The sequence below is a fragment of the Mycolicibacterium brisbanense genome (assembly GCF_001570425.1).
Classification (GTDB): domain Bacteria; phylum Actinomycetota; class Actinomycetes; order Mycobacteriales; family Mycobacteriaceae; genus Mycobacterium; species Mycobacterium brisbanense.
This window is the reverse complement of record NZ_BCSX01000002.1, coordinates 43,917-61,383: the sequence shown is the minus strand read 5'-3', so window position 1 is coordinate 61,383 and position 17,467 is coordinate 43,917. Positions and strand designations below refer to the sequence as shown.

The following is a 17,467-nucleotide window of genomic DNA, read 5'->3' as shown; positions in this document are numbered from 1 at the left end:
CTCAAAGACCAGCGCACGTCCACCGGCGTCAACGCCCAGACCTTCTGCTTGGTGAAATCTGCATGAGCACCCCCACGCACGACGCGCCCACCGACGCGTTCCCGGCGAGCCCACCGCCCAAGCACGCCGCCGACCACAGTGGCATCGCCAAGTGGATCCGGCGCCTGGCGCTGCCCATCATCCTCGGCTGGATCGCCGTCATCGCGGTCCTCAACGTGATCGTTCCCCAGCTCGAAGAGGTGGGGAAGATGCGCTCGGTCTCGATGAGCCCCGACGACGCTCCGTCGATGATCGCCATGAAGCGCGTCGGCCAGGTCTTCGAAGAGTTCAAGTCCAACAGCTCGGTCATGATCGTGCTGGAAAGCGACCACGCACTCGACCAGGCCGCACATGACTATTACGACCAGGTCGTCGCCAAGCTGCGGGCCGACACCAAGCACATCGAGCACGTCCAGGACTTCTGGGGCGACCCGCTGACCGCCTCGGGCGCGCAAAGCTCCGACGGCAAGGCCTCCTACGTGCAGGTCTACACCGCGGGCAACCAGGGCGAGGCGCTGGCCAACGAGTCCGTCGAAGCCGCGGAGAACATCGTCAAGAGCGTGCCGGCGCCGCCAGGGTTGCACGCGTACGTGACGGGCCCGGCCGCGATGTCGGCCGACCAGGAGATCGCCGGTAACCGCAGCCTCGAGATGATCACGGCCCTGACCTTCGTGGTCATCATCGTCATGTTGTTGACGGTGTACCGGTCGATCATCACCGTGATCCTGACGATCCTGATGGTCGTCATGTCGCTGTCGGCCGCGCGTGGCCTGATCGCGTTCCTGGGCTACTACAACATCATCGGGCTCTCGACGTTCGCGACGAACCTGTTGGTGATGCTGGCGATCGCCGCATCGACCGACTACGCGATCTTCCTGATCGGCCGATATCAAGAGGCCCGCAGTGTCGGTGAAGACCGGGAATCGGCCTACTACACGATGTTCCACGGCACCGCACATGTGGTGCTGGGCTCTGGCCTGACCATCGCCGGTGCCACGTTCTGCCTGCACTTCACACGGCTGCCCTACTTCCAATCCCTGGGTATCCCGCTGGCCATCGGCATGGTCATGGTGGTCGTCGTCGCGCTCACGATGGGCCCGGCGATCATCACGGTCGCCACGAAGTTCGGCAAGACCCTGGAACCCAAGCGCGCCATGCGGACCCGCGGATGGCGCAAGATCGGCGCCGCGGTGGTCCGTTGGCCGGTGCCGATCCTCGTCGCCACCATCGGGCTCGCGCTCGTCGGACTGCTGACGCTGCCGGGCTACCGGACCAACTACAACGACCGCAAGTACCTGCCCACGGACCTGCCGGCCAACACCGGTTACGCCGTTGCCGACCGGCACTTCTCCCAGGCCCGGATGAACCCCGAGTTGCTGCTCATCGAGAGCGACCACGACCTGCGCAACTCCGCGGACTTCCTGGTCATCGAACGGATCGCCAAGCGCGTGGTCGGAGTGCCGGGCATCTCCCGGGTGCAGGCCATCACCCGGCCACAGGGCACGCCCATCGAGCACACCTCGATCCCGTTCAACATCAGCATGCAGGGCACCACCCAGACCATGAATCAGAAGTACATGCAAGACCGCATGAAGGACATGGGTGTCCAGGCCGAGCAGATGCAGACCATGATCGACACGATGACTCGGATGATCGCGCTGATGACCGAGATGTCGCAGACCATGAACAGCATGGTCGGCAAGATGCACGGCATGGTCGCCGACATCGAGGAATTGCGCGATCACATCGCCGATTTCGACGATTTCTTCCGGCCCATCCGCAATTACCTGTACTGGGAACCGCACTGCTACGACATCCCGATGTGCCAGGCCATGCGGTCGGTGTTCGACGCGCTTGACGGCATCGACACCATGACCGACGACTTCAAGAACATCGTCCCCGACATGGACCACCTCAACGCGATGCTGCCGCAGATGCTCGCGTTGATGCCGCCCATGATCGCGACCATGACCTCGATGAAGGCCATGATGCAGACCATGCAGGCCACCCAGGGTGGTTTGCAGGATCAGATGGCCGCCATGCAGGACAACTCCACGGCCATGGGGCAAGCGTTCGACAAGGCCAAGAACGACGACTCGTTCTATCTGCCGCCGGAAGCCTTCGACAATCCCGACTTCAAGCGCGGCATGAAGATGTTCCTGTCGCCCGACGGGCACGCGGTGCGATTCATCATCAGCCATGACGGTGACCCGATGAGCCCCGAAGGCATCAAGCACGTCGAACCGATCAAGCTGGCCGCCAAGGAAGCCATCAAGGGCACGCCGTTGGAGGGCTCGAAGATCTACCTCGGCGGCACGGCAGCCATGTTCAAGGACATGCAGGAGGGCGCCAACTACGACCTGCTGATCGCGGGTATCGCCTCGCTGTGCCTGATCTTCATCATCATGCTGATCCTGACGCGCAGTGTGGTGGCCTCGGCCGTCATCGTCGGCACGGTGGTGCTGTCGCTGGGCGCGTCGTTCGGTTTGTCGGTGCTCATCTGGCAGCACCTGATCGGCCTGGAGCTGCACTGGATGGTGCTGGCCATGTCGGTGATCATTCTGTTGGCCGTCGGCGCCGACTACAACCTGCTGCTGGTGTCCCGGTTCAAAGAAGAGATCCACGCCGGGCTCAACACCGGCATCATCCGCGCCATGGGCGGCACCGGCTCGGTGGTCACCTCGGCAGGCCTGGTGTTCGCCTTCACCATGATGTCCATGGCCGTCAGCGAACTCGCCGTCATCGGCCAGGTCGGCACCACCATCGGCCTCGGCCTGCTCTTCGACACGCTCGTCATCCGCTCACTGATGACGCCGTCGATCGCCGCCCTGCTCGGAAAATGGTTCTGGTGGCCACAATTGGTGCGCCAGCGCCCGGTCCCTGAGCCATGGCCCAAGCCGGTGGAGAAGCAGACCGCCGACGCCCAGGCCTGATCACCTCAGCACCCTCAGCACCTCAGCACCGCGAGCGTGCGTGTCTGCTGCCCGACACACCGTCAATCGGCAGCAGTTCACGCACGCTCGTCGCGTTCCCCGCTCAACTGATCCCCGCGCTCAACTGACCCGCTCTCAACTGACCATGGCGACGGCGAACCCGTCCCACCCCTTGGTGCCCACGGTCTGGATCGCCGCGGTGTCCAGTCGCGGATGGTTGCCCATCATCTCCAGCATGTCGCGCACGGCGCGGGCCTGATGATCGTCGGCCGCCGGAGCCAAGACGCGGCCGAACCGGGTTACGTTGTCGACCACGATGATCGACCCGGGATGCCCCAGTTTGACGGCCCATTCGACGTAGGCGACGTTGTTCTCTTTGTCGGCGTCGATGAACGCCAGATCGAATATGTCCCCGCGCTCGGCCAGCCGGGGCAGGGTGTCGAGCGCTGCACCGACGATCACCTCGACGCGGTCGGCGACCCCGGCGCGCGCCAAATTGGTCCGGGCCACCTCGGCATGGCGGGGGTCATATTCGAGGGAGACGACGTGGCCCGCTTCGCCGACCGCGCGGGCCAGGTTGATGGTGCTGTAACCGGCGAGCGTGCCGATCTCCAGCACGCGGTGCGCGCCTGACATTCTGGTCAACAGCGACAACAACTTTCCGTGCTGGGCAGACACCTCGATGGCGGGCATCCCAGCGGTCGTCGCGGATTCCCGAGCGGCGACCAGCGCGTCGTCCTCGGTGTGCAGCAACTGGGTGAACATGGCGTCGACGTCGGCGGGCTCGGTCACCTCCGCCAGGCTAGACCACGCCTTCTTTCGCGTACACCATCCGCAGCACCAGTCCGACCTCCGGACCCATGATGGTTTCGCACAGTTCGCAGTAGGTGGCGACGAAGGCTGGCCCGTGCGGCGGCGGTGCGGGGCTCAGATGGTGGGCCAATTCGTGCAGCACGACGAGTTCCCGCAGCGCCCATGTCGAATCCCGGTCGGGCACTGCGATGACGGCCGCGCCGTCGACGAGTTCGTAGTGAGCGGCGGTGGTACCGCGGCGGGCCCGCACACTCACCGGCGGCGCACCGACACGGGCGAGCACCTCGTCGACATAGCGCTGCACCGACTCCACCGAGCCGAACTTCGCCTCCGGCGGCAACGTCAGCGACGTACCGAAGAAGTCGATGGCACGTGAACTGTGTTGCGCGGCACGGTCGAACATGGTCCGCACGAACTGCTCCGCGGCATATACCTTGGCCCGCTGGGCGTCTCGAGCCGTCACTGCTCCAATGCGCCGCGCGCGCCGGACAACTCGGTGTTCGGCCCGAGCCGCGCCCGCTGCCCGGCGCGGTCCCCGGCCCGGCGGGCCGCCGAGGAATAGCCCGCCGACGCGCTGGTGGCCCGCCACGTGCCCCGTGCCTGCGAAGCTTGACGGTAGAAGCTCCTCAGTTCGATGTCCTTGTCCCGCAATGCGATTGCGGTACCGGGCTGGTCGGTACGGTCGGCTTCCTGCTTGGCCTCCTCGCGGGCCTTGGTCAGCCGCTGCCCGATGCGGGAACCGAATGCCAGCTGGAAGTTCAGCCGCGCAGTGATGGTCGGGGTCGGCCGGTGCGCGCCGGAGGCGATGTAGGCCTCCGACGCCTTGACCATCTGCAGCACCAGGCTGGTGTAGAGGGCATGGGTGGCGTCGATGTCCTCGGCGAAGCCATAGGCGTAGACGAATGTCGAATTGGACGCGACATCGCATTTCACATCGTTGGCCATCCCGATCATCACGAACAGCTGCACATACGTGCGCAGGCCCTTGGTGCCTGCCTGCCCGATGGTCACGGTGCGCTGCACCGGCATCTGGGCCTTGGTGCGCTGGGCGGAATGCGACCGGGCCACCGCCAAGTCGATGGCCGTGGCCGTCGCCAGCCGCTGCGCAGCGGCCATGAACGCCTCGGCTTCGTGCGCATTGTCGGTGCCCTCGGCCTGGCGCAACAGGGCGGCGATGCGCGCCAGCATCTTGTCGTCTGTCATCGCGCGATCCGCTTCGCTACTCGCTTGTCGCTCACGGCACGATCCTAGAAAACGACCCTGACATCACTGCCCGGCGAAAGCCTTCAGTGCGTCGAGCACCTGCGGGGACAGCGGACCCGGCTTGCCGTAGTTCGCGATGCTGTCGGTCGGGTCGTCGCGCAGGATGTGGTTGACGCCCTTGAGCTCCACAACCTTGAGTGCCGTGTGGTGCAGCGCGTCGATCAGCGGACGTTCGGCGTCGCAGCTGGCCTGGGAGTCGGAATCCGAACAGGTCAGCAGAACCGGCATCCCGGCGGGCAGCGCGGCCGCCAGGGCCAGCGGGTCGATCTTGTCGGCCTCGACGATGGCGTTCAGATTGCCCTTGTTGACGATGGCGTTCAGGCCCTCGGGCAGCTTGTCGGGCACCGTGCCCTTGGTGCGGATCTGGTCGACGGCCGCCAGCCACGCGTTGAGCACCTCCGGCGTCGACCCCGAACGCACCCGGTTGGTGATGATGTCCAGGTAGCGGCCCGCCAGCGGCTGCAGCAGCGCGAGCGAGTGCACCTTCGGATCACCCCGGCCGGCCAGCGTCATCGCATGGATGGCGCCCTCACCGACCGCGTAGATCGACAATCGGTCCTTGTCGGTGTCCGACTGGCCACTGAGGAACTTCAGTGCCGCCGCCGCGCCGGCGGTGTAGACCGCGCTGACGACCTCCGTCGGCTTCTGCTGATAGGGCCCCAGCTTGGTCTTGCCGGTCCCGATCTTGTCGTAGCGCAAGGTGGCCACGCCGTCGTCCGACAGCGCCTCGGCGATCTGGCGCATGTTGCCGATCGGGCCGACGACCTTGTTGTCGCCGTTGCGGTCCGTCGGCCCGCTCTCGGAGATCAGCAGCGCGGCCGGACCGGACCTGCCGTTGTTGCGGTAGGTACCGAAGATGGTCAGGCCGTCGGCGTCGAAGCTGACATCCTGGTCGACCCATTTCGCCGGCTGCTCGGATCCGCAACCGGCCAGCAGCAGCACCGACAGCAGTGCGGCGGCGATCCGTCTCACAGATGCGCCTCGATCCACGACGTGACGTCGTCGAGCACCAGCGCCTGCTCGGGCTCGTTGAACACCTCGTGGTACAGGCCCGGGTACACCTTGAGGTGGATGTCCTCGGCGGCGACGCACTCGACGAGCCGGTGACTGCCTTCGACCGGCACCAACCGGTCCTTCTCGCCGTGCACCACCAGCAGCGGCGCGGCCAGCGCAGAAGCGCGCTGCGGCATCGTCTCGCCGACGAGGATCAGGGCCCGGGCGATGCCGGCGGGCACCTTGCCGTGCCACACGAGCGGGTCGGCGTTGTACGCGGCGACCACGGCGGGGTCCCGGGAGACGGCCGTGGCGTCGAGTTCTTCGACGGGCAGCCCGGGAGCGATCTTGCCGAGCACCTTGGCCGCCGCGACCAGCAGCGGTGACAGTGACGCCTGCGCGGCGACCGCGGGCCCGGACAGCACCATCGCGGTGTACTCGTCGGGATATTCGACGCCGTAGCTGAAGACGATGCCGCCACCCATGCTGTGTCCGAGCACGATGCGGGTGAGGTCGGGATGCTCGGTGGCGGCGATTCCGACCAGGGTGTGGAAGTCGCCGACGTACTCCGACATGTCCCGCAGATACACCCGCTTGCCGCCGGATCGGCCGTGCCCGCGGTGATCGAGGGCGTAGACGATCAGCCCGGCCTGTCCGAAGCGCTGCGCGACGTGGTGGTAGCGGCCCGCATGTTCGCCCAGCCCGTGCGACAGCACGATGACACCCCTGGGCTCGCCCTCCGGCGTCCACTCGTCGTAGACGATGCGCACCCCGCCGACACCGTCGAAGGTCCGCTCGGTACGGGTACTGGTCATCAGGCGAGCGTAGCGGGGTACAGGTGAACAGTTAATGCAGCACTGCGGTCCCGAGGACGAACACGCCGACCATCGCCGCCGCGGCGACGAACGGCCAGATGATGACGATCTTCCCGCGGGTCAACCCGTAGAGCATGATCGCGCCGGTGGCCACCAACACCACGGCCAATCCGACGCCCACGGTGATGATCGCCGCTTCTTCGTGGTAGCTGGCATCGCAGGCCGCGTCGTGGCAGCCGTCGGTGGCCATGCCGAAGCCAAGAGCACTCATCATGAATTCGATGAACGCGGCCGGGACGAGCAGGACATACAGCACAAATGCCGCGATGTTCCAGCCGTCCACCCCCCGCCGAGCCATTTTTCGATCGTAGTTGTCGGTGGGCGTGCGTAGGCTCGACAACGTGACCGTGCTCGCACCTTCACTCGACAGCGGCAGTCCGGCTGACGCCTTCCTCGCCGACGCCCAGCAGTACCGGCGCGAGCTGCTCGCGCACTGCTACCGGATGACCGGCTCGCTGCACGACGCCGAGGATCTCGTGCAGGAGACCTACCTGCGCGCGTGGAAGTCCTACGAGGGCTTCCAAGGCAAATCGTCGATCCGCACCTGGCTCTACCGGATCGCCACCAACACCTGCCTGACCGCCCTGGAAGGCCGCCAGCGCAGGCCCCTGCCGTCAGGCCTGGGGACCCCGAGCTCGACGGGAACAGAGGACATCGCCGAGCACCACGAAGTGCCCTGGCTTGAGCCGCTGCCCGACGAGTCCGCCGACCCGGTGAACATCGTCGGCGACCGCGAGTCGGTCCGGCTGGCGTTCGTGGCGGCGCTGCAACACCTCTCGCCCCGGCAGCGTGCCGTGCTGGTGATGCGCGAGGTATTGCAGTGGAAGGCCTCGGAAGTTGCCGGTGCGCTGGGTTCTTCCACCGCCGCCGTCAACAGCCTCCTGCAACGCGCACGGGCCCAGCTCGAAGCCGCGAACCCGACACAGGACGCCCGGGTCGTCGCGCCCGAGTCGCCCGAAGCGCAGGACATGCTGAGCCGCTACATCGCCGCGTTCGAGGCTTACGACATCGACAAACTCGTCGAGCTCTTCACTGCCGAGGCCATCTGGGAAATGCCACCGTTCGACAGCTGGTACCGCGGCCCGCAGGCCATCGGCGATCTGTCGCGCAACAAGTGCCCCGCCGAGAAGGCCGGCGACATGCGGTTCATCCCGACGACCGCCAACGACCAGCCCGCCGCGGCGATGTACATGCGCAATCCCGAGACCGGCGTGCACGAAGCGTTCCAGCTCCACGTGCTGGCCATCGGCGCTGACGGCATATCCCATGTCGTGGCGTTCATGGACCAGTCATTGTTCGAGAAGTTCGGGCTGCCTGCGACACTATGAGTCTGGGTTCAGTCGGCCGAGTAGTCGGCAGTGCGGTCGTAGACGACCTCGAAATCGACGTGTAGGCCGCACAATTCGCCGCGGGCGTTGCGTGTCGCGAAGACGCCGTAGCGCCCGTCGCCCCACCCGGACGGGCAGGTCACGTAGTTTTCGCCTGCACCGGCGGCGAACAACGGGATGTCCTGCGGCGCAACGTAGTCGTCAGCGGTTTCATAGGCGCGCTCGGCGAAGAGACCATCGTCGAACCAATCCCTGGTCTGCTCATACGGCAGGTCGCTAATTCGCTTCGCCTCGGCGGCGTCCGCCACGCCCACCATGGCGCAATCGACGGCGACGCAGTACACCCGACCGGGCTCGGGTGCAGGCTTACCGACGGGCACCACACTTTCAACGCTCGCGGGCGGATCGTCACGCACGTTCACGCTGAGGTAAGCCACCCGCAAATGGCTGCGGTCGAGCCGTTCGGACACGTCGGCAATCGTCAAGCGCACAGGGTGCACACCGGCCGGGAGATCCGCGACGAAGCCCTGACCGAAGTTGATCGGGTCGGCGATCTCGATCTGACCGGACGTGACGGTGAGCGTCCCGGCATCGCGGAGTGACAGTACGCAGGCCCGTTCGTTGAGCGGCGCCACCCCGCTGCGCAGCGCGTAGAAATCGATCAGCCGCATCAGCGCACCAGTTTGCTTGCCGCCCGGCCAAACTCGATGAGCCGCAGCATTTGAGCGGATCCGCCGTCGGATTCAGACTTGCTGAACGTCAACTGCTCGGTGTAGAGCCGGGTCTTCTTGGTACCGCGGACGCGCTTGGCATAGTCACCGACTCCGACGTACAGCCGCAATTCCACGCTGTGCAAGACTCGCCTGCCCGCTTCGGTGCGATAGCGCTCGTCGAGCGAGACGTCGTAGAGCCAGGACAGCGGGATCACTCGCAGCGCCGACTCGAACAACGCCAGCCCGTCCCCATCCCGCACGTCGTCACCCATCCACAGGATCAGCCGATCGCCGTCGAGCACGGTGACCTCTTGGTAGAGGGCCCGACCCCAGTCTTTTTCCTTGACGAAGCGTTCGACTATGAACGCCTGTACCGCTTCGTAATCGACGATGCCGCGCAGCGCCTCCAGAGCTTGCGCGGCGTCGCGCAGATGCGCCGGTAGCGCCTCTTCGAGAGTGCGGAACGGCCCCCAATCCCCATACGGTTCGAGGTCGGAGATCAGCTGAGTCACGACCGACTGCGCCTCGGGTTCATACCCGGATTCCGCCCACAGCTGAGTCCATTCGGAGTCCGGTCGGGACACTTCGCGCAGCGCGGCGACTGCCGAGTTGCGCAGGCTTTCCGAAATCTCGAGCCCTTGTTCATCGCCGAGGTTTTCGGGGCCCATGGCGGTGTCGATGACGGGTCCGCCCGGCAGCAGAGCAGCCACGACCGCGGCAGCCGCGATCACCTCTTCGCATTCTTTGTTGTCGAGGAAGTCTGCCCCACGCACCTGTCCAAAGGTGCGTTCCAGGAACGCCAACCGGGCGCCCGGGGGTGTGTCATCGAATTTTTTGGCCCAGTCGCCGGCCGTATCGTTGTCGAACGGTCCGGTGCCCCATGTTCCCACTTTGCGAAAGTCCCCTTGTTTGTTGGTAATTGGGTCATCTATCGAGCGCACGCCCTGCCGCAGCCACACCCCGGGCGGATGATCAGCCACCGGAAGCCACATCTGGGGTTGGCGGTCTGCGAAGTTCGCGTCGAATCCGGGTTCACCGGGATAGCGTCCGGCTTCGTCCGGCCACACCACTTGCAGGAATTCCACCGCGTTGACACCGTTGAAGAACAGCGCCATCCCGAACTGGCTCTTGTACCAGCTCGGGTGAATCGGCATCAGCTTCACCCAGTAATCGTCGGGCGCGACATCTCGCAATCCCATGACGCCGGAGAATCGGTCGTGGGGAGCCAGCCGATGGTCGCCGGCGTTCGCGCGGGCGACGACCTGGTTGAGCACGCTTGTCATCAGGTCGAGATCGCCCACTCCGTAGATCGCGAGTTCGGGCTGCCGGTGGGTGTGCCACAGCCCGGCGGTGAAGGCGTACGGCGGTGGGTCGTCGGGCGCGGTGGGCCCGATCGCTATGCACTGGTGACCGTGTCTTTCCACGTCGGCGATCAACCTGCGGTCGGAGTCGTCGTAGGCGTCCCGGTTCCCGTAATCCACACAGCCGATGCAGAAACACTCGCTACCGGTCACCGTAGCCGCCAGCGATCAGAGAACAGCCGTACGTGCATTTGCCACACATGACTCAATTGCATATCACAATGCATATTGATGCGGCATAGTGATTTGCTGAATGTCACACCAAGCAAACCTGTCCGACGCCGCGCCTGACCGCCTCTGTCCGTCGACCGGCGCGGGCGATTCGGCGTGGCACCCGGGGAGCCAGCGCTCGCGGCCGCGGGCATCGCGATGAAATCAAGCACCCAAATGCGCAGGTCACAGCTCTATCCTGGACAAATCTGAAACGTGTTCTATTATCGCCTGTCATGAAGACCAAGGGCGCTCTGCTGTGGGAACTCAATTCGCCGTTCAAGGTCCACGAGATTGATCTCGGGGACCCCGTCGCCGACGAGGTACAGATCCGGATGCATGCCGCGGGCATGTGCCACTCCGACTACCACATCACCACGGGAGCCACCCCGATCGGATTGCCCGCACTCGGCGGCCACGAGGGTGCCGGTGTGGTCACGAAGGTCGGCAAGAACGTCACCGGCATCGAGGAGGGCGACCACGTCATCCTCGCCTTCATCCCGGCCTGCGGTGAATGTCCGCCGTGTCTGAAGGGCTTCCGGTCGCTGTGTGACCGTGGCGCCGTGCTGCTGGGCGGCAAGGCGATCGCCGACGGCACCAGCCGCATCCATGCCGGCGACCGTGAGGTGTCGCCGATGAACCTCCTCGGCACTTTCGCGCCGTATATGACCGTGCACAAGGATTCGGTCGTCAAGATCGACAAGGACATCCCGTTCGAGACTGCGGCCATCATGGGTTGCGCGGTGCCGACGGGCTTCGGCTCGGCCACCAACGTCGCCGAAGTCAAGCCGGGCGAGACGGTCATCATCGTCGGCGTCGGCGGTATCGGCATGAGTGCGCTGCAGGGCGCGGTGATCTCGGGTGCCAAGCAGGTCATCGCCATCGACCCGAACGAGTGGAAGCGTGAGCAGGCCATCAAGTTCGGCGCCACGCACGTTTACCCGTCGATGGCCGAGGCCATCGCGCCGGTGATGGAGACGACCTGGGGCCTGATGGGCGACAAGGTGATCATCGCGGTCGGCGAGATGAAGGGCGAGTACATCGAAGAGGCCATGATCCTCACCGCCAAGACGGGCACCTGTGTGGTGACGGGTATGGGGTCGATGGTGGACGCCGACGTCAAACTCAACCTGTTCCTGTTCACCATGTTGCAGAAGACGTTGAAGGGCAACATCTTCGGTGGCGGTAGCTCACATGTGGAGACGCCACGGCTCACCGCGCTGTACAAGTCGGGGCTGTTGAACATCGACGACATGATCACGCGCACCTACAAGCTCGAGGACATCAACCAGGGCTATCAGGACATGTTGGACGGCAACAATATTCGCGGCGTCATCAAGTTCGACGAGGCCGACTGGTAACGCTTCCCTGCCCAGCAGACGCGAAATCCCCCTTTTCACCGTGGAAAAGGGGGATTTCGCGTCTGCTCGCGGGGAGAGGCTACTTGGGTGGCATCCGGATGCCACCGTCGACGCGGACGACCTCGGCGTTCATGTACGAGTTGGTGATCAGTTCGATGACCATCGAGGCCAGCTCCTCGGGCTTGCCCAGGCGGTGCGGGAAGAGCACGGATTCGCCGAGCTTGGCCTTGAAGGCTTCGGACGCTTCCCCTTCCCCGTAGATCGGGGTGTCGATGAGGCCGGGGGCCACGGTGTTGACGCGGATGCCGACAGCGGACAGGTCACGCGCGACCGGCAGGGTCAGGCCGACGACGCCGCCCTTGGACGACGAGTAGGCGGCCTGGCCGATCTGGCCGTCGAAGGCCGCGACGCTGGTCATGTTGACGATCGCGCCGCGTTCGCCGGTGTCGGTGAGCTCGTTGCGGCTCATCGCGGTGGCGGCCAGCCGGATGCAATCGAAGGTGCCGACCAGGTTGATCGCGAGCACCTTCTTGTAGACATCCAGATTGTGGGCCGATTCGAACTGGCCGTCCTTGCCGATGGTGCGCTGGGCCCAGCCGATGCCGGCCGAGTTCACCAGGGCCCGCAGCGGACCGAGGTCGGCGGCGGTGTTGACCGCGTCGATGATCTGGTCGGTGTCGGTCACGTCGACGGTGACGAACACGCCGCCGATCTCTTTGGCGAGTGCCTCGCCCTTTTCGGCCTGCAGGTCAGCCACGACGACGCGGGCTCCCTTGGCAGCCAACTGGCGGGCAGTTGCCGCGCCGATACCTGATGCGCCACCGGTGACGATTGCGCTAGCTCCATTGATATCCACGACTCACACACTAAGTCCGGCCGACCGGTGGGTTGACGGTAGGTCGCTAAGCTGGGCGGCATGCCTCCGATCGTCGACATTCGCCGCGCCGGCGACCGTGGCCTCACCACCACCGAATGGCTGCAGTCCCGGCATTCGTTCTCGTTCGGCGACTACTACGACCCCGCCAACACCCATCACGGGCTGCTGCTGGTCAACAACGACGACATCGTCAAACCCGCTTCAGGATTCGACACCCACCCGCACCGCGACATGGAAATCGTGACCTGGGTGCTGGACGGCGAACTCGCACACCGCGATTCCATGGGCAACTCCGGTGTCATCTATCCCGGCCTGGCGCAACGGATGTCGGCGGGTTCCGGGGTGTCGCATTCGGAGAAGAACGGATCTTCGGCCACCCCAGTCCATTTCGTGCAGATGTGGGTGCTGCCGGACGAGGCCAACGTGACACCGGGCTATCAACAGCGGGAGATCGAGCTCACCAATTCTCTGACGCCCATTGCGTCGGGGGCCACCGACGCCGCCGTCACGCTGCACAACCGCAACGCGACGCTGTACGGCGCCCGGCTGCACTCCGGTGACGCGCTCGAGTTGCCGCACGCTCCGTACGTACACGTGTTCGTCACGCGGGGCACGGTGACGCTCGAAGACTCCGGTGAGCTGACGACGGGCGACGCCGCCCGCCTCACCGCCAGCGGCGGCCAGCGCGTGAGCGCGTCGACGGACGCCGAGATCCTGGTGTGGGAGATGCATGCGAGCCTGGGCGGCTCGTAGCGCGCTCGCAGCGGTTCTGGTCGCGACGGCGGCCTGCAGCTCTCCGCCCTCACCGGCACCGAACCCGCCGCCCGTGCCTGCGGGCCTGTCCACGGTTGCCGTCGAGGTGCCGGATGTCCTCGCGCAGTCGCCGTTCGACCGGCCCCGCCACGCGCAGGTACCTCCCGGCTGGACGCTGACCGTCCTCGCACGGGTCCCGGGCGCCAGGATGGCAGCGTGGACGCCCGATGGCAGGCTCCTGGTCTCGGTACCGGGCACCGGTCAGGTCGTGCAGGTACTGCCGACGCGGCAGGTGGTGTTGGCCGGCCTGGACCAGCCACACGGCATGGCCTTCGCCGGGTCCACGCTCTATGTCGCCGAGAGCGACCAGATCGACGCCTATGACTACGCAGACGGCCACGCCGTCAATCCCCGCACCATCGCCGCAGACCTTCCCGACGCCAAGAGCCCCGACCTACACGGCGCCTATGCCCATGCGCTCAAGAGTGTGGCGGTGGGACGCGATGGCGCGGTGTACTTCTCGATCGGCTCGACGGGCAACATCTCCGCCGAGGACCGGACCGCCAGCCCGCCGCGGGCCACCATCATGCGCGTGCCACCCGGCGGCGGCCCGGCCCAGCCGTTCGCGACCGGGGTTCGCAACGGCACCGGCCTGGCGTTGGCTCCCGACGGGTCGTTGTGGACCGCGGTGAACAACCGCGACAACGTCGCGGATCCTGGCGGCAAGGTGGACCAGGACTACGTCAACGATCATCCGCCGGAATCGGTCGCGAAGCTCTGGCCGGGGCGCGAATTGGGTTGGCCCTATTGCAATCCCGACGGCCCCGCGCCGGTCGGCTTCATCCGCGACATGCAGACCAACGCCGACGGCAGCAAGCTGGACTGTGCGGCGCTGCCGCCGCTGGAGCAGGCCATGCCCGCGCATTCGGCCCCGCTCGGGATGAGCTTCACCGACCTGGCGCGGTTCGGTCCCGGTGCGGTGGTGGGTGTGCACGGCTCGTGGAACCGCGCCAGCGCCCAAGCTCCCGAGGTGTCGTTCTTCGGTTGGCACGACGGCACATTGGGCCCACAGCAGACCCTGGTCGGCGGGTTCCAGGATGACGACGGTTCGCGGTGGGGCAGGCCGGTCGCTGCGGTCACAGGACCCGATGGCGCGGTGTACATCACCGACGACGCCGCGGGCGCGGTGTACCGGCTGACGCCGAAAACGTAACCAGGGCAACGCAGTCGAGATATCAGTCGGCGGGGTTGAGAGCCCGGAAGGCCAGGCCTGCCGCGACAGCCGCGAGCAACTGGGCCGCCAGGTACACCCACAGCGTGGGCAGGGCGAACAGGCCCATGGCAGCCCCGCCGAACACCACCGCGGGGTTGAACGCGCCGCCGGAGATGCCGCCCACGGCGATGGCCCCGGCCGCGACGGTGAACCCGATGGCCAGTCCGTAGAACGAGTTGTCGGGGTGGTCCTTGCTGGTCGCCACGTTGAGTACGACGAAGCACAAGGCGAACGTGAAGAGCAGCTCGGCGCAGAACGCGGCTCCGATATGACCGGTCAGAACCAGGGCAGGGCCGTGGTCGGCGATCACCGCCGGAACCACCAGGGCCGCCGCGAGGCCTGCGACCAGTTGGGCAGCCCAGTAACCGCACGCGTCGCGCAGGCCGATCCGGCGCCGGACCAGGACGGCCAGCGTCACCGCGGGGTTGTAGTGCCCGCCGGAGATGTGGCCACCGGCGTAGACCATGACCATCAGCACAGCGCCGATGGCCAGCGGGGCCAGCACGCCGCCGCCGCGCACGCAGGCGCCGACGGTGAACACCAGGAAGAAGGTTCCGATGGCTTCGACTGCGTATTTGACAGCGACACTGCGGATTTGGGGACGCTTATCGAGGAGCAAGGTGCTTGTCTGCATGGCTCACAGCTTCATCGTCGCCGCGGCCGAAGTCGCCACAGCTAACTGCAATAGCTGAATGCCCGCCAGCAGGAATCGCCGTGCCGCCCAAGCGGGTGAATACCGCGCCTACCTGCTAAGTCGCACGTCCGGTACCCAATCGAGATTGTAGTGTTACTAATGTTGACAGAGTTTCCTGTGTGGTTATTGTGTACAGCGTGCCTGCGCTGGCAAAACTGAAACAACGTGTGGTAGCAGGTGCGACCACCCTCGCGTTGTGCGCTGTGTTGAGTACCGGCGGGACGCCGACGGCGCGGGCCGAGGACGCCAAGGCGCTTCTGCTCGGCGCCATCGCCAACACCAAGGGCTCGTACCTCGTCTACAACTTCGGCGGGCAGTTCGCGGCACCGTTCGTGTCGGCGTCGGGCAACCAGTACACGCTGAACAACGGCGGCCACTTGATGATCGTCAAGAACGCCTCGTCGCGGCTGAGCCCACGGCTGCTCGTCGACAGCCATCAGGGTTATCAGTCCCGCTGTGAGCGCACGCCGGGTGCCCGTACCAGCGAAGGACTCTGGCAGGCCTCCGAAACCTATGCGCCCCTTCAGGCTTGGCAAGCGCTGGGCCAGCCGACCATCGCAGTCAACGCCAACTTCTTCGACGTGCGCGGCCAGAAGGGCGGCTCGTGGCGTGACACCGGCTGCAGCTCACCGCTGGGCGCATACGTCGACAACACCCGCGGGCAGGGCCGCGCCAACACGGCCGTGACCGGAACCCTGGCCTACGCCGGCAAGCAGGGCCTCTCGGGTGGCGACGAGCGGTGGACGGCGTTGGCCACCATGATCCTGCCGACCGGCGGGGCTCCGTACGTCGTGATGCCCAAGGGCCCCGACGACTACGACGCGGCCACCCCGGTGATCCAGCGGCTGTTCGACCAGAACGCCCGGTTCGTCGCGGTCTCCGGCATCGGGTTGCTGGCCCCGGGCGACACCGGCCAGCTCAACGACAACGGCCCCAGTGCCGCTCGTACCGCGCTGGGCTACAACCGGGCGGCCGACCAGTTCTACGTGTTCCAGGGCGGCAGCTACACCCCGGACAACATGCAGGATCTTTTCCGTGGTCTGGGCGCGGACAACGCACTGTTGCTCGACGGCGGCGGCTCATCGGCAATCGTGCTGCGTCGTGACACCGGCGGCATGTGGAGTGGCGCAGGCTCGCCGCGCGGCAACTGCGACACCCGCGCCGTGCTGTGCGATTCGCGCGAACGCGCCCTGCCCAGCTGGCTCGGTTTCAACTAGTTCAAGTGATGCTGAGCGACGGTGTCGTCCGACGCGCGCACCGACCGGAACTGATCGCGCACTCCGGCGTGCCGAAGCTGGAAAGGCCGCTCATGCCAAGGCATCTCGCCCAGGTCGTGGTCGCCGATGTACATCAGCGACGCCCCGGCGGGCAGGCGGTCCGCGGCCAGGGATGCCGTCGTGACCGACATCAGCGTCTGACCTCCGTGGGCCATATCCCGTAGCCGCGCAGCGACATCCGTGCTCACGGTGGCGACGGACTCGCGGCTGCGCATTTCGACGGTGTGCAGGCCGATGCACAACGAGAACGGATCCGACGGCGCCAATTGCAGGTCGAGTGCGCAGGCCACCGCGTCGGAGGCCCGGCCGAATGTGGCGACGAAACTGTCACATGCGTATTCGCCGCCGCGCAGAACACCGTCATTGAGGGCGATCAAGTGGCTCATCGTCGCTCGCAACCATGGCAGCGAGGCGGCCATATCCCCGGGTTGCGTTTGCCACAGGCGTGCCGACCCCTCGGCGGTAGCCATCAGCAACGTCACCGTCCCGGTTGGTTGCTTTTCGGTCATGCCCACGTCGCTCCAGTCTTCGTCAATTCCGCGGTGCCGGCGAGCACACCACAGAAAGCCAGCGTAACCGCCTTGCGCGGGACGTGCGGCCGGTGCGCTCAGACGGTGTTAGCGGCGTCAACCCCGTTGCCGCGGAACGCGGTTGCTAACTCGCGGGTACGCCGGGTTTGTGGCCGTCGGATACCCATCAGATGC

17 protein-coding genes are annotated in these 17,467 nt (G+C 66.0%); 6 read left to right on the top strand and 11 right to left on the bottom strand.

Annotation, left to right across the window (positions count from 1 at the left end):
• Window positions 1–62: 62 nt before the first annotated feature.
• Complete coding sequence (locus tag RMCB_RS00670; RefSeq protein ID WP_062827207.1) at window positions 63–2,972, top strand: MMPL/RND family transporter; 2,910 nt, start codon at window positions 63–65, stop codon at window positions 2,970–2,972.
• 135 nt (window positions 2,973–3,107) lie between these two features.
• Here the strand turns inward: RMCB_RS00670 and RMCB_RS00665 are convergent, their stop codons facing one another.
• From RMCB_RS00665 to RMCB_RS00640, 6 genes are all read right to left on the bottom strand, one after another.
• Window positions 3,108–3,737: an O-methyltransferase gene (locus tag RMCB_RS00665; protein ID WP_062827215.1), complete on the bottom strand. Its 630-nt coding sequence runs from the start codon at window positions 3,735–3,737 to the stop codon at window positions 3,108–3,110.
• Between the two features lie 37 nt (window positions 3,738–3,774).
• A complete protein-coding gene (locus RMCB_RS00660; protein ID WP_029374227.1) occupies window positions 3,775–4,248 on the bottom strand; it encodes a TIGR04338 family metallohydrolase in 474 nt (157 codons plus the stop codon).
• Complete coding sequence (locus tag RMCB_RS00655) at window positions 4,245–4,988, bottom strand: DUF2786 domain-containing protein (protein ID WP_062827206.1); 744 nt, start codon at window positions 4,986–4,988, stop codon at window positions 4,245–4,247. Before RMCB_RS00655 ends, RMCB_RS00660 begins: the two co-directional genes overlap by 4 nt.
• Before the next feature lie 63 nt (window positions 4,989–5,051).
• Window positions 5,052–6,020: a hypothetical protein gene (locus tag RMCB_RS00650; protein WP_062827205.1), complete on the bottom strand. Its 969-nt coding sequence runs from the start codon at window positions 6,018–6,020 to the stop codon at window positions 5,052–5,054.
• Window positions 6,017–6,856 (bottom strand): alpha/beta hydrolase, encoded by an 840-nt coding sequence (locus tag RMCB_RS00645; RefSeq protein ID WP_029374230.1) that lies wholly within the window; start codon window positions 6,854–6,856, stop codon window positions 6,017–6,019. The genes RMCB_RS00650 and RMCB_RS00645 overlap by 4 nt, the downstream gene beginning before the upstream one ends.
• Window positions 6,857–6,887: 31 nt before the next feature.
• Entirely contained in the window at window positions 6,888–7,214 is a 327-nt protein-coding gene (locus RMCB_RS00640) for a hypothetical protein (RefSeq protein ID WP_062827204.1), read from the bottom strand.
• Between the two features lie 13 nt (window positions 7,215–7,227).
• On the opposite strand from RMCB_RS00640, the gene RMCB_RS00635 reads away from it, so the two are divergent.
• Entirely contained in the window at window positions 7,228–8,244 is a 1,017-nt protein-coding gene (locus RMCB_RS00635) for a sigma-70 family RNA polymerase sigma factor (RefSeq protein WP_029374232.1), read from the top strand.
• Between the two features lie 8 nt (window positions 8,245–8,252).
• On the opposite strand, the gene RMCB_RS00630 is transcribed toward RMCB_RS00635, so the two are convergent.
• Entirely contained in the window at window positions 8,253–8,915 is a 663-nt protein-coding gene (locus RMCB_RS00630) for a DUF4241 domain-containing protein (protein ID WP_062827203.1), read from the bottom strand.
• Window positions 8,915–10,438, bottom strand: coding sequence for a DUF4262 domain-containing protein (locus tag RMCB_RS35940; RefSeq protein WP_234791945.1), 1,524 nt, complete (start codon window positions 10,436–10,438; stop codon window positions 8,915–8,917). Before RMCB_RS35940 ends, RMCB_RS00630 begins: the two co-directional genes overlap by 1 nt.
• Window positions 10,439–10,764: 326 nt before the next feature.
• On the opposite strand from RMCB_RS35940, the gene RMCB_RS00620 reads away from it, so the two are divergent.
• Window positions 10,765–11,889, top strand: a complete 1,125-nt coding sequence (locus RMCB_RS00620) for an NDMA-dependent alcohol dehydrogenase (RefSeq protein ID WP_062827202.1) — start codon at window positions 10,765–10,767, stop codon at window positions 11,887–11,889.
• 79 nt (window positions 11,890–11,968) lie between these two features.
• Here the strand turns inward: RMCB_RS00620 and RMCB_RS00615 are convergent, their stop codons facing one another.
• Window positions 11,969–12,745 carry an SDR family NAD(P)-dependent oxidoreductase gene (locus tag RMCB_RS00615; protein ID WP_029368768.1) on the bottom strand — a complete coding sequence of 259 codons (777 nt, stop codon included), beginning with the start codon at window positions 12,743–12,745 and terminating at the stop codon, window positions 11,969–11,971.
• A gap of 60 nt (window positions 12,746–12,805) precedes the next feature.
• On the opposite strand from RMCB_RS00615, the gene RMCB_RS00610 reads away from it, so the two are divergent.
• The gene (locus RMCB_RS00610) at window positions 12,806–13,519 is read left to right on the top strand and encodes a pirin family protein (RefSeq protein ID WP_062827201.1); all 714 of its coding nucleotides are present in this window, start codon (window positions 12,806–12,808) and stop codon (window positions 13,517–13,519) included.
• On the top strand, window positions 13,497–14,732 hold the full coding sequence (locus RMCB_RS00605; RefSeq protein ID WP_062827200.1) for a PQQ-dependent sugar dehydrogenase: 1,236 nt from the start codon (window positions 13,497–13,499) through the stop codon (window positions 14,730–14,732). Before RMCB_RS00610 ends, RMCB_RS00605 begins: the two co-directional genes overlap by 23 nt.
• 22 nt (window positions 14,733–14,754) lie before the next feature.
• Here the strand turns inward: RMCB_RS00605 and RMCB_RS00600 are convergent, their stop codons facing one another.
• Window positions 14,755–15,426 (bottom strand): MIP/aquaporin family protein, encoded by a 672-nt coding sequence (locus RMCB_RS00600; RefSeq protein ID WP_062827199.1) that lies wholly within the window; start codon window positions 15,424–15,426, stop codon window positions 14,755–14,757.
• 215 nt (window positions 15,427–15,641) lie between these two features.
• On the opposite strand from RMCB_RS00600, the gene RMCB_RS00595 reads away from it, so the two are divergent.
• Complete coding sequence (locus tag RMCB_RS00595) at window positions 15,642–16,703, top strand: phosphodiester glycosidase family protein (RefSeq protein ID WP_407662089.1); 1,062 nt, start codon at window positions 15,642–15,644, stop codon at window positions 16,701–16,703.
• Here the strand turns inward: RMCB_RS00595 and RMCB_RS00590 are convergent.
• On the bottom strand, window positions 16,700–17,272 hold the full coding sequence (locus RMCB_RS00590) for a nucleotidyl cyclase domain-containing protein (RefSeq protein WP_029368775.1): 573 nt from the start codon (window positions 17,270–17,272) through the stop codon (window positions 16,700–16,702). The two genes, RMCB_RS00595 and RMCB_RS00590, sit on opposite strands and share 4 nt — an antisense overlap.
• Window positions 17,273–17,467: the final 195 nt, after the last annotated feature.

Coding starts and splice junctions, on each gene's coding strand:
- RMCB_RS00630 (WP_062827203.1), bottom strand. CDS start 8,915: ATGCGGCTGATCGATTTCTACGCGCTGCGCAGCGGGGTGGCGCCGCTC.
- RMCB_RS00655 (WP_062827206.1), bottom strand. CDS start 4,988: ATGACAGACGACAAGATGCTGGCGCGCATCGCCGCCCTGTTGCGCCAG.
- RMCB_RS00605 (WP_062827200.1), top strand. CDS start 13,497: ATGCGAGCCTGGGCGGCTCGTAGCGCGCTCGCAGCGGTTCTGGTCGCG.
- RMCB_RS00600 (WP_062827199.1), bottom strand. CDS start 15,426: ATGCAGACAAGCACCTTGCTCCTCGATAAGCGTCCCCAAATCCGCAGT.
- RMCB_RS00620 (WP_062827202.1), top strand. CDS start 10,765: ATGAAGACCAAGGGCGCTCTGCTGTGGGAACTCAATTCGCCGTTCAAG.
- RMCB_RS00610 (WP_062827201.1), top strand. CDS start 12,806: ATGCCTCCGATCGTCGACATTCGCCGCGCCGGCGACCGTGGCCTCACC.
- RMCB_RS00645 (WP_029374230.1), bottom strand. CDS start 6,856: ATGACCAGTACCCGTACCGAGCGGACCTTCGACGGTGTCGGCGGGGTG.
- RMCB_RS00640 (WP_062827204.1), bottom strand. CDS start 7,214: ATGGCTCGGCGGGGGGTGGACGGCTGGAACATCGCGGCATTTGTGCTG.
- RMCB_RS00665 (WP_062827215.1), bottom strand. CDS start 3,737: ATGTTCACCCAGTTGCTGCACACCGAGGACGACGCGCTGGTCGCCGCT.
- RMCB_RS00670 (WP_062827207.1), top strand. CDS start 63: ATGAGCACCCCCACGCACGACGCGCCCACCGACGCGTTCCCGGCGAGC.
- RMCB_RS00590 (WP_029368775.1), bottom strand. CDS start 17,272: ATGACCGAAAAGCAACCAACCGGGACGGTGACGTTGCTGATGGCTACC.